We start from the raw sequence: 11,756 nt of genomic DNA, 5'->3' as shown, positions 1-11,756 counted from the left end.
CGTTTTTTGTGCCAACGCAGACAGAACCTGCGTTTACAAGAAATCGTAATGTCTTAGGGTGATGGGATGCCTAATGAGGTCAATATCGTCGGAAACCAACACCACAAAAGGGTGGCCATTCAGACTCACCTCTATTTGTGCAAACACGCCGGTCACCTGGCCACCAAAATCGGGGTGGGTTTTTAACCAATGCGCCCAAATCACCAGGGCATGCGGGTCTGAGACTAAGGAGTATTGCGCAGGATTTAGATAGTCCGGTGGATGAATTGGTTGGCGAACGCCGTCCACTTCCACCCAAACTTTGGCCTTGACCTCCTGGCGCGCATGACGCCACCACCACGAATACCGCTGTCCCTCGTACGTGATGCGCCCGTCACCCGGATAGAGATGGTGTCTGAGTGGAATCAAAGCCTGGGTGATCGTCCACACAGCCATCAACGCCAATAGCGCCCGCTCCCGAATCTTCGCCACAGGCCGCGCCTTGCGCCCGGAAAACTCCCAGAATGCGCCGGTCACCACGATCATCATAAAGGGTAGGAAGCCCACGGAAAGCAGGACATAGTTCGTGATGTGGAAGAAGACGGCCGCCCCAAAAGCCCACGGGCGCGCGCGCGGCCAGAGTAGCCAAAACGCGATCGTCAGATCGAAGAACAACCCCGCCCACGACATTCCCAAGACCAAAGGGCGCCACGTCAGCCACTCCCCGATCACCGGCCAGTGCGACGACTCCGCAAGCCACGGCCCAAGCGGCTCGCCGGCAATCCAATCGCTGTTGAACTTGATCACACCACCGTAAAAATAGGCCACCCCAACCTGGAATCTGAGCATCCAGAGCACCCAGACCGGTGTCTCGTCGGCGCGCCGGCTAGCAAAGAGCTTTGCGTCCAGAGAAACCCGTCCAGCCGCCGGCCCCAGCATCAACCAAAATCCCGTGAGGATCGAGATGTACGAAAAGTTGCTGTACATCCCGATATCGTGCCAGAGCACGTACGCCCAGATACCCAGAAGGATCGGCATCGCCACCCGGTAGAATAGACCCACCGCTACTAAGATCGCGCAGAGGAATGCGGTCCACACGAGACCCATCATCCAAGCCGGGCTCAGGCGCACCAACCATTCAAAACCGATATAGGGAATCGGAGCCGCCCAGCCCGCGATCTCGGCCTCGGCCTTGCCGGTCAGGAGCAACATGCCCCAGTGCACGGCTGCAACCGCACCCCATCCCGCCCGAATTCTACAAAGGACCAGATTGTCTACTGCATCAAAGAGCCGGCGCATCACTCGTCATGTAGGAGGACAATTCCGCGCTCTCCGTCCACGGTGATCAAGTCGCCGGTCTTGATCACCTGAGTGACGCGCGGCGAATGAACGTTTACGACCGCTGGAATCCGGAACTCACGCGCGACAATCGAGGCGTGGCTCAACGGCCCGCCGAGCTCCATCACCACTCCGGCGGCCGCCACAAAGAGTGGGGTCCAGCCCACATCGGCGTACGGAACCACCAGGATTTCTCCGGGTTCAACCGTCGCACCGGCAGGGTTCAAAATCACACGAGCACGCCCAGTCGCTCGTCCAGGGCTTGCCGCAAGTCCAGCCAGTTCGCTTCGGCCTTCGAGCGCCTCCTGATTGACGTTCCAGACCATCTGCGAGCCTTTCAAAACAAAGGTCGAAGGTGGGTCAGGCAGACTCTTGAACGACTCGAAAATCGCGCGTCGAACGATGATTCGCCGCCGGAAATCGCGCCCTTCATTGATATCCTTGAGCCACGCACGAATCTCTTCAATCTTGAGGAAAAAGATGTCCTCCTGTCGTCTGATGATGGACATCTGAGTCATTCGGCGACCGCACTCGAGAAAGAAGTGTCGGTACATATCGAGCCCATCAACAACGCGTGCCCGCATGGATTCGCGGCGCTCCGCGTTGGCACGCATCATGCCAAGCAAGGCCTCAAAAACTTGCAGAGAACCGGGCAGCAGGGCCCGCGAAACTAGGGCATGAAGTTCGTCACGCGCTCGCTCTGACTCGCGCTCAACCTCGCGCGGTGACGGAAGGTGGGGCGAGTCGATAAACCCGCGGAGCACGTCGAAAACAAAGACCACGTCTTCGCGCCATCGTGGTGTCGCAAGCTCAGCCTCGCGTGGCGCACGGTGCCCAAAATTCTCCTGGAAGCTCTTCAGCTCATCCAAGAAATGTCGGACATCGTCGTGCTTCGATGCTTTCTGAAGCTCGGCATAAACCTCGGCCGAATCGCCCGAAAGAATGCGACGAAGACGCATCGAGCGCCGAGCAATTCTTCCGAGTTCGAGCAAAGCCTTGCCAGGCTCCGCACTGGTCACGTGCAGCCCCTGAAGGAGTTTCTCGTTCCCAATCTCGGGGCCCACACCAAACCATTTCAGGTATTCGGTCGTGAGCACGTAAGAGAGCATGAAATTCGAGCTTACCGCCAACATCATAAGGCCGGTACGGTCGAAGAGTTTTTCAAGATCTTCCAGCTCGCTCTCGAGCGCCCGCTGGCTAAGTCGGTAGAGGTCGCGCTCAAAGAACATCTCGCAACGCGCTCGAAAATGCGCTTCCCAAAACGGCGCGAGCAGCGGTGCCGCCACTTGTGTTCCAACGATTCTGGGTAAGGTTTGCGGAAGTCTCGCGATGAATTTCTTTGAACTCTCGCGCGCCACATCACTGAGCTGCTCTACACCGCCGCCGCCCGCCATGTTTAACAAGGTATCGGGCGAGAGCACTGGAATCGCGCTCGCGATCCGAACAAACTCGCTTAGGTTGAGGAAAATTCGGCCGTGAAAGCTGCCCACGAGCTCCGCTTCCGGCTCCACGTCTAACCCAAGCGCCCCAAAGGCCTGCTTAAAGCCCCGTGCGCTGAAGTCCCGAAGGATCGACCAGGTCAGCGGTGTGGCGACGCCCGGCAGAGCCTCTCCGACATTCGCGTTGCTCCAGACAGACTGCGCTCCATCGTCGTGTCCGGTCGTAATCTCGCGCAATTGTAAGACGTAGATCTCGCCTTCGTTGAAGGCCCACTCCACGTCCACGCCTTTGAGGAAAAGCCTTTCGACGCGATCCGAGATTCGGGCAAAATGCTCGAGGATCGGGCCCCGCAACAAGGGTTTCTCGCCTGGGGTCGAGGTCTCATGACGCTTCAAATACCCAGATGGACGCTCCAAAAAGAAGGTCTCTGTTGCCTCGCCCCCAACCACCGCGGTGCCGAGGCCAAGCGCTACAGAAACCACGGCTTCGTCGGCCTGATGCGTGACCGGGTTTTGGGTGAAGAGGACGCCCGCAAAATCCGGGTTGACCATCTCCTGAATCACCACCGCCATGGATTGCGGCATGCCGTCTACCGCAAGACGAGCTCGGTACGCGAGCGCTCCCGGGTCCCAAAGGCTAGCCCAGACCTCGCGAATCCCTCGCATGATCGCGTCGGCGCCGCGCACACCCAGGACCGAGTGTTGTTGGCCGGCAAAACTCCGCGCCCCGTCTTCTTCCACCGCACTCGAGCGCACGGCCCACTGGCCCTCGGAGAATAGCTCCTCGAGCTCGTCTTGGAGCATGGTGGGGAGCGGCGCATTGAGCAGCGCATCGCGCAGTTCGTGAATGTCCTGAACCTGGGTGATCACCGACTCCACCATCGCGTCGAAAGCCGCTGTGGTGACCACAAACGCCCGCGGCACGTTGAGCTCGGCGCGCATCGCGAGGCCCAGTCCATACGCCTTTCCGCCCACGAGCCGTCGCGCTTCCTCGCCCAGCTCTGCCGTCACCGGCATCACGAACGTCTCAAACCGACGAGGTGCTTGCACACGTGGCCGCGCGCGATGTTCCGGAGTACGTGTGGTCATTTCAAATCCGTCATTTCGAGAACCCACTTGAGGTACGACTCGTTGACCTGGTCGGCGCCAAGGCGCACGATCTCGGGGGTGCTATAAGGGTGGAGTTCTTCGATACGCGCCTTAACCGCGTCCCAGCGCGCGGGCGCAGTCTTCATCAAGAGCGTGTGCTCAGCGTCGACGTGTAGCGCGCCTTCCCACCGATAATAACTTCGCACGCCCGGAATCACGTTCACACAGGCCACAAGCCCCTCCTCAACCAGAGTTCTGGCCAATGAGTCGCTCACGTTTTCGGGGCAATTACAAAGTACAACGTCGATCATGTCTCGCGCTCGGTTGGGACCTCCGAGAGTGTACCATCAAGGTAGTGAATCACCAGGTGTTCCACAATTTCGCGAGCATCCACGTCGGCCAACACACCGGTCACGATATGCTCCATGATGATGCGCTCGACCATACCGATGGTCATGTACGCAAGCACCTTGAAGTTCATGCTTTTGATAAGGCCACGCTCGTACAAAATGCGGTTGAAATTGGTGAGGAGCGAGCCCAGGGTTTCGTAAAAGTCGTGGATGATCTGGTCGAATTCGGGCGCGACGGCGAGCGCTTCTTTGAAGAAGATTTTGGCGAGCCCGTGATTCTCTTGCACCACGTCGGTGAGCGCGATGCCGACCCGCGTCAATTCCTCGCGGAAAATCTCGCGCGAATCCAGCTCCGCCGGCTCCCAATTTGCCACCGTCGTCACCACGAGAGTCAAGAAATCGTTGAGAAGCTCCCCAAAGATCTGCTGCTTCCCCTCGTAATAAAGGTAGAAGGTGCCTTGCGCCACGCCCACGCGTTTGACGATCTGCGAGACTTTCGCCGCGTGATATCCCTTCTCGGAAAATACCTCGATCGCCGCCTGTTTTATGGCTTCTCTTCTGTCTGCGCGTCGCTCATTTCGCGACTTGCGTTTTCCATCAATGGATTCGCTCATCCTCTACCCTAAACGCTATGGCCCGCACAAAACATAAACCAGAAACCTCCCCCGTGTCTATGTTTCTCAGAGTAGGGCACCGTCCTCCTCAAATGCGTGTCAAGAGTTGAAAAGTGACCTCGACCCCGGAATTTGAACTACTTCAAATCCGGCCAAGCAGAGATCTCCACTTTCCCGCAGGAATGTGCTGCAAATTTGAGTTCGATTACACCTGTGGAATTCCAACGCAAGAGCGCTACGAGAAGATCGAACCCGGCAGATAGACATCAAGGTCATGAGGAATCAATTCCTTCAAAAAGACTTCTGGGAGTATCTTACTGAATCCGTCAAGCAAAGACTCGATAACGACCTCGTAATGGTCCCATGGGCCTCCCACAACTCGCTGCCAAGTCCCAGGCATATAGCGCACGAGTATGGACAAAGCGTAAAGCAAAACCACCGCATGGACTCGGTATGGAAGCCAGCGTCCAAACACAGGTAATATCAAACACGACGATGCTAAGTTGCGATTGCGATGAAGAGGGAGGGCGCCCCACCAGTACTTGTGGTTAGGATGGTTAACGATGCCCTCTAGTATTAGGCCGGTACCATCCTCTTCCTCTGGAGTCACAAAATACAAATCGTGGATGCAATCGGGAAGTTCGTCAAAGTACTCCTTTGGCATCCTTCCAGATCGATCACGCAGTCGGATAAGTGTGGATGTGTACTGGCCAGCGCCATGCAATCGTGGCGCAAGAGATGGCACGACCCAACGAGGAGGCTTGTTTGACGCATCAAGAAAGAGCGTGGATATCTCAGGAATGGAAGCCATTAGATCGCCCAATGTGATATGACGTGACGATTTGTAATCCTCCGGTTTCTTGGGCTTCCCCTCACTGAAGTCGTCGTGCTGAATTCCGAGAATCTTGAGCCATTGCGGAAAGAATCCGTTGTTGCGCAGTGGGCCAACTATCAGTTCTTCAAATTCAGGTGGCCCATGGTCGTCGTTAAACTGAGCGAATAGTCCATGGCCTCCCTTTGTTAGCTTTTCCACCTCATCCAAGCTGGACTTTCCATTTGGTGACGCCAAGATTTCGGCTTCAGCCAATGCGACCGAACCGTAATAGAGGCTTACTATTCGCTGACTCATCGAGATCATCGCCGCGTGATCAAGGTAGGAAAAAGCACTTCGGACGCAAAAAGCTACACCCTCCGCTCGCGACTCTAACTCCTTCTGCTGAATTTTGGTTCCACTCAATTCAAACTTCTCTTCAAGTAGCTTTTGAGCCAGCGTCACACTGCGAAACTGCCCCAGCTGCATCATGATTTGGTCGAACGGGGCCTCAGAAGCGATTCGCCGTTTATCATCTCGTACTATCCGTTCGGGAATAGTGGCGCCACTATCTCTCCATCGTGTTTTTGGCAAGTCAGTCTCCCACTGATTGAGAATTGGAGTGAACTCACGGGCAGAAGCACCAATGATGGGCATGGGAATTGGAGTTTGCGCGTACTCTTTCACTTGTTCGAGAGTTGCAACTCCACCTACAAATGCAAGCAAATCAGGTTCGCCATTCAATGCAATTCGATACCAGCCAGGCGAGGAGGAAGCACTGTACATGCAGGAAATCAGTCGCTGGACTTGCTTCTTTTCGATAGTGATCTGCAGACTTTCGGCATCGGGGAGTTCCCTGACGGTCGACACCCATCCTTGTCGCTTAGCGACGCTAACAAGGTCTTCCGCCTTGCTGTTCAATCGCGCCATTCTGCTTCGACGACCTTCCTCAAGCATTGCCTTTCTCCTATGAATTCGCAGCTGGCTTAGTGGCCAAGTGACCTGCGCTCATGTATCGCCCGCAATATTGTGCCTCTAATTGGCGGTGCACCTTCCAGGCGAGTGCCTGCGTACTCGCGCAGGACCTCGCCCAGACCGGGTGCTTCGCCCCGCATTGACGCAATATAGGCCGCCTGCAATTGGAGTTCGTCAAGCCGATCTAAAACTCGAAAAATTGAGTCTTTATGACTCTCCAAGTGAGTGCTCCTACAACCTATCGAACCAATGGATTCGAGGAAGTTATCGGGCGTCCACCCAGAGATCGCTTCCGTAATCTTTCGCTCCAGTGATTCACCAGCGATTCGCTTCAACTCCGATATAAGACCCGAAAACTCTGCGTTGCCGATGGAAAGATAGCTGTACCCAGCCGCACCGTGTGAAAGGTCCATCTCAATGAAGCTAAGGAGTCGAGGGATATTGAATTCCGCCACTTTGCGCATAACAACGCTCTTGTGCACTTCCAAACTCCCATATTTAACCCCTGTCTTTTCCGAATTCCAGAGTCGCGTGGATATGTGGTGAAGCTGCCCAACGATTGCTGACTCACTTTCAAATTTTTCATCCATTTTAGCCAAAAGAATTTGGAATTTCGAATCGGTCAGCTTCGGGAAGTCTAGACACTGCTCCCAAAGAGGAGGTTCAATACCATACTCATAGATCAACTCTCTTAGTTTCCCCTCATCAACCTTCCAATTATAAATGCAATCAACCCAGAATTCATCTCGAAGAAAAGTGGAAAGGATCATTTGCTCGCCATGTTGATGACTCAGGCGCAGGAATCGTTCTTCATCGGGGGTATGCTCCTTCTTTTCCCTTTCGGCGCGCATCCTTATCCAAACCGCGAAAAACGGTTCGATCCTGAGGTCCCATTCTGGGTGAGTGCGATGTTCGATCACTCGCCAAGTTAGCTCCGCGAAGAATCGCTCGCGGAAATGGTCCGAAGCCTCCCAAAGGACCAGATCGGAGTTGTGTCGCGCAAACCTTTGAACAACATACCGAAGTGTGCGGAGGTTGTGGCAAGTGGATTTCCGAAAAGTGTCGAGAATCGCTTTGGCAGCAACATCATCCAATTCGATATTGGAATATACAAAGCTATCTGCCGCACTTCCAATGTCCGCAATGACCCTTAGCGTTTCGCCAACAACCCGTTCAAATTGTTTTGGATTCGCATTTTGCCATTCCCCGACGTTCGCAACCAAGATCACGTGAGCGTCATATCTCTCAAGTAAGAAATCAACGAATCCCAGAATGTTGTTGTTGTGCAGATTTGAACGCTCAAGGTCATCAAGAACGTAGATGCCCTTCCTCGGTTCAGCAAGTACCTTCTCAACTTGCTCTAGCACGGCACCAGCCGTCTCCTTGACTCCCGGAACCATTGTCAGGGCCGCAGTCGGCGCGAGAATCCGTCGGAAAAGTCCAGCGGTCTTGGATGACGATGGATGCATCGCCATGGCAAGTGCCGATTCGAAAGCGGTCATATTCTCAAGCCCAAAGCAGGACACGTAGATAGCTGATTCTAATGAGCCTCCTGCATCGCGAAGCCTGTTCACAAGATGGGTCTTGCCTGCCCCCCAGGCTCCATCCACCAAAAGGGCATACCCAGGCGCATCAATTCTAACGTAGTCCGCGATCGCTCGCTCTATATGTGCATTCATTCGTAGTCTCTTTTTGAAGAGTGTAAGACTCTGACCCGAAATCAACCAACTGAAACTCGCTGCTTTGCCATCTCTTTCTCCAACAACTCGTCGGCTCGCGACACATTGACCGGGTTAAGTTGAGAAAACAACTGTTGCCAAAAGGCAATCTAACCTCTCAAGCCCCCTGTCCGAAAAAGGCAGAGCCCTCCTCTTCTATCATCAGAACAAAAAGAACGCGCCCGGTCGCTCATCCACCGAGTCATTCTCAATGATGCGCAGAATTCGGGTACCGCCATGGGCGGGCAGGGAGAGGTCCACAATGCGCTCAGAGTCGAGCAATTTCACTGTGGGCCGATGGGCGTTCGAGATGCGGTTCTCGGTTAGCACCGAAGGGCTTCGCAGCACCATGGCTCGCTCGCCAGTAGACAGCTCAACGATGCTTCCCACAGGATAAATCCCCACCACATTTACAAACAACTTCATCAGGTTGGGGTCGTAGTACGAACCCATCTTCATCATCATCGACTGCAGCGCACGGTCCGGCGATTTGGACTCGCCCTCAAGACCCTGAGTCAAGATGTCGTAATGGCGCGCAATCTCGACGATTCGGCTCAAGAGGTGCGGGCGCAGCTCCTCGCGGTACCACGCTTGCGGAAGTGGCTTATTATATGGAAATCCACGCTCGTACGACGTCACCAGACGCAGAGCCGACAAGACATCCGTAGCCCCGAGACTACTCACCGTGATCACCGAGCTTAGATTCGTCTGGAAATGCGTCTCATCACCGGTCTGAAATCCAGCCTCAGCCTGCTCCGCTGCCGCGTTGAGCCGCTCGATATCCTGCGAGAGCGCGGTCATCCCACACCGCACGAGGTCTAGGCGGTTGAGCTCCACCGAATCTGCCAGCATCATCGCGTAGATACTGGTGTTCACGGCATGAACAAAATCCTGGCCAAGAATCATTCGCAGGTTGATAAGGCCGATGAAAATATCACCGTTCTCCCGGATCTGGTCGCAAATCCGTTGAACCAGGCGTTTGATATGCTTCGTAGACGGGTTCCCACCGCGACGAAGCCTGTGGAAATACACGTTACACTTGATGATCAGGCCCGCATAAAGCTCGATGATTTCTCGCCTCGGGTCCTCAGTGGCATCCACGTCGAGCTCGCGTTCATCCACCGAAGCAAGCTCGATATTCGGCTGCCGAAAGTCCTCGAGCGCAAGCAGATTCCCTTGCTTCATGGCCTTGAGCGCCTGCACCAGACCGATGACCTCCTCCGCCCCAACGCCACGATTGAACGTCACCTGATTGATCGCATAGCCCATGAACATCGTGCGCACACTCAGTGTTGATGCGTAGGTGCGGGCATCGAGTCGAATCAACTGACCGTTCAAGAAGAAGTTCGAGGCCGTCATCTGGACCTGCAACGACTCCTCCTGAAGTGCCACGAATTGCTCCTCGAGCCAGGCCGCGAACTCACGTGCCGCCACCACCGTCTGGTTATGGTCGGCCGCGTAGACCTCCGCAACCTTGGTGATACGCGTCAAAAACACGCATATTTTTGGGCCCACGAGATGCGCGATCGTATCCTCGATCTTACGCCCACGCTCCTGCAGGAATAACGTCTCTTGAATCGTCTCACTCATTGTGCCGCCTCGGTCTCTAGCTTCGGTACGAAACGTGCCAGCGTTTCGGCGTAAGAACGTTTCAAATCCCCATGAGTCCAAAACGTGTTGGCGCGCTTCTCAGCAACGGCTCGCGCCTTCGGGTCGTCAAACTCCAGGAGCACCGCGAGCGCCATCTTCGCAAACTCCCGATGCCCGCCCTTAAACCAGCCCGCGATATCCACCATCCCGCGCAGCGCGTCCGCAGCCTCGTCGCTCGACTCCAGATACACACGCATCAAGAAGCGGAGCTCAGCGTGTGTCCGCCCTTGAAAATCGCGGGCGAGCACAGAATCGCGGATGGACGCCTGGAAGAGACCTGGGTGGTAGGTGCCGAGCTTTTCTAGAGCCAGCTTTCTAAGCTCTTCATCGGTGACCTGAGAGAGCGGTACCAGGTACTTCTCAGCGAGCACGGCATCCTTAAAGACCGGGTGCTTAAAGTGCAGCGCGGCAGTCTGAGTCTTCGGGTTTTCGGTACCGAGCGCCGCACGAATCAGCCTCGGCGCTGGGCTAAATGCCTCCACATCACGGTCAGCGAGCTCGCCGAGCAGGCGCTGAAAATAGGTCGGCGATTTCAAGAGCTCGGGGTTCATGAACTCGGCCTCGGTCTGTGGACTAAGGCCGGCCACGCAGAGGTCTACGAGCTGCGCCACCGCAACCACCTTTCGCTTCTCGTCCGCGAGAAGGTTCAGAACTTGGCGTAAGACCTTCTGGGGGCCGAGCAAGAGCAGCAACTTAACCAGATTTTCGCGCTCTCGAGTGTTCACCTGCAAGATATGCAAGAGGGCCTCGAGCTGCAGAGGGTCGCTCAGTTTCTCAAGGAGTGCCCCCAATGGGTCGATCTCCGAGTTCTTAAAGAGGTTGCGCCGGTCGTGCAGGAGCTCCAAAATTCGGCGGGCCTGGTTGTAGAGCTGGCTGTCGAGGAGCTGAAACGTCACGTCTTGAATGAGGTCGGACGCCCGCGCCGCGGCCTCTGATGCCGGCGCCGTGCGCACGATACTCAACAACGCCTCGATGAGCCTGTACTCAAGGTCTGCCCCTTCCGTCCACTCGCCCGCGAGCTTCTTAATCAACGCCGGCTCAACGCCGAACGCATAGGCCAAATCGGTGTCTTTGAGTTCTTGTACGACCATGCGTTTTTGGGCGTCGATCTGCATCCGAGTGAAGACGTCCAGCTGAACCAGCGTCAGCCCCGAAAACATGGTGTGTAGCGTCTTTGTGGCAGGTGAATTGGGGTCGATCGCCGCATCGGTGATCATCGCGATCGCCTCGGGCTCCGTCATATTCGAAAAACTCTCGAGCGAGTTATTGTCAACGAAGCCTTCGACCGCAAAATACTCGATATGCTCGAGCTCAAGCTCCCAGAGGAGGGTCACGGTGTCATCGTCGGAATGTATCGTGCCGCCATGCGATTTATTGATGATTCCGAGAAAGCCCAGCAGTTCAGATGATGTCAGGCCGGGAAGAAACGTAACGGATTGAAGCCCATCGGCATAGGCGTTGTACCAGATGTACTGGTTCTTTTCCGAGCTCTCGGCCGAAAAACAGGGCGTTCCGTTCAGAGTGGTGATGGCGTGTGCCCCAATCTTAACCTCGATATCGCCTACAGCCTGAATGCCGCGCTCGATTCGCTCCACACACGAGGTGGCGATTTCGTCCAGAAGTGGATGGCCTTTCGGATACACCCGCATCATGGTCACAAGACGGTCAAACGCATTGAAAATCACGCTCGCCTCTTGCGCCATTTTCTGGTCTTCTCGCTTGTCGAACTGCTGTTCGTCTATTACCCCACCAACAGATAGTTCCGCGCTACGGCGTACTTCATTCATCTCTCG

At 55.4% G+C, this 11,756-nt stretch carries 8 protein-coding genes; all 8 read right to left on the bottom strand.

Annotated elements, in window-relative coordinates:
* Positions 1 to 33: 33 nt before the first annotated feature.
* On the bottom strand, positions 34 to 1,278 hold the full coding sequence (locus FRD01_RS13245) for an HTTM domain-containing protein (RefSeq protein WP_146960373.1): 1,245 nt from the start codon (positions 1,276 to 1,278) through the stop codon (positions 34 to 36).
* Complete coding sequence (locus FRD01_RS13240) at positions 1,278 to 3,845, bottom strand: PEP/pyruvate-binding domain-containing protein (RefSeq protein ID WP_146960372.1); 2,568 nt, start codon at positions 3,843 to 3,845, stop codon at positions 1,278 to 1,280. Before FRD01_RS13240 ends, FRD01_RS13245 begins: the two co-directional genes overlap by 1 nt.
* Complete coding sequence (gene cutA / locus FRD01_RS13235; RefSeq protein ID WP_146960370.1) at positions 3,842 to 4,156, bottom strand: divalent-cation tolerance protein CutA; 315 nt, start codon at positions 4,154 to 4,156, stop codon at positions 3,842 to 3,844. Before cutA ends, FRD01_RS13240 begins: the two co-directional genes overlap by 4 nt.
* Positions 4,153 to 4,809 (bottom strand): TetR/AcrR family transcriptional regulator, encoded by a 657-nt coding sequence (locus FRD01_RS13230; RefSeq protein WP_146960368.1) that lies wholly within the window; start codon positions 4,807 to 4,809, stop codon positions 4,153 to 4,155. Before FRD01_RS13230 ends, cutA begins: the two co-directional genes overlap by 4 nt.
* 235 nt (positions 4,810 to 5,044) lie before the next feature.
* Positions 5,045 to 6,550, bottom strand: a complete 1,506-nt coding sequence (locus tag FRD01_RS13225; RefSeq protein WP_146960366.1) for a YaaC family protein — start codon at positions 6,548 to 6,550, stop codon at positions 5,045 to 5,047.
* Positions 6,551 to 6,606: 56 nt separating this feature from the next.
* Positions 6,607 to 8,274 carry a P-loop NTPase fold protein gene (locus FRD01_RS13220; protein WP_146960364.1) on the bottom strand — a complete coding sequence of 556 codons (1,668 nt, stop codon included), beginning with the start codon at positions 8,272 to 8,274 and terminating at the stop codon, positions 6,607 to 6,609.
* A 201-nt stretch (positions 8,275 to 8,475) separates the two neighbouring features.
* Entirely contained in the window at positions 8,476 to 9,903 is a 1,428-nt protein-coding gene (locus tag FRD01_RS13215; RefSeq protein ID WP_146960362.1) for an HD-GYP domain-containing protein, read from the bottom strand.
* Positions 9,900 to 11,750, bottom strand: coding sequence for a hypothetical protein (locus tag FRD01_RS13210; protein WP_249755605.1), 1,851 nt, complete (start codon positions 11,748 to 11,750; stop codon positions 9,900 to 9,902). The genes FRD01_RS13215 and FRD01_RS13210 overlap by 4 nt, the downstream gene beginning before the upstream one ends.
* Positions 11,751 to 11,756 lie beyond the last annotated feature (6 nt).

Source organism: Microvenator marinus, from assembly GCF_007993755.1.
Lineage (GTDB): Bacteria > Myxococcota_A > Bradymonadia > Bradymonadales > Bradymonadaceae > Allomicrovenator > Allomicrovenator marinus.
The sequence above is the reverse complement of the archived record's forward strand: the minus strand, read 5'-3'. Positions and strand labels throughout refer to the sequence as shown.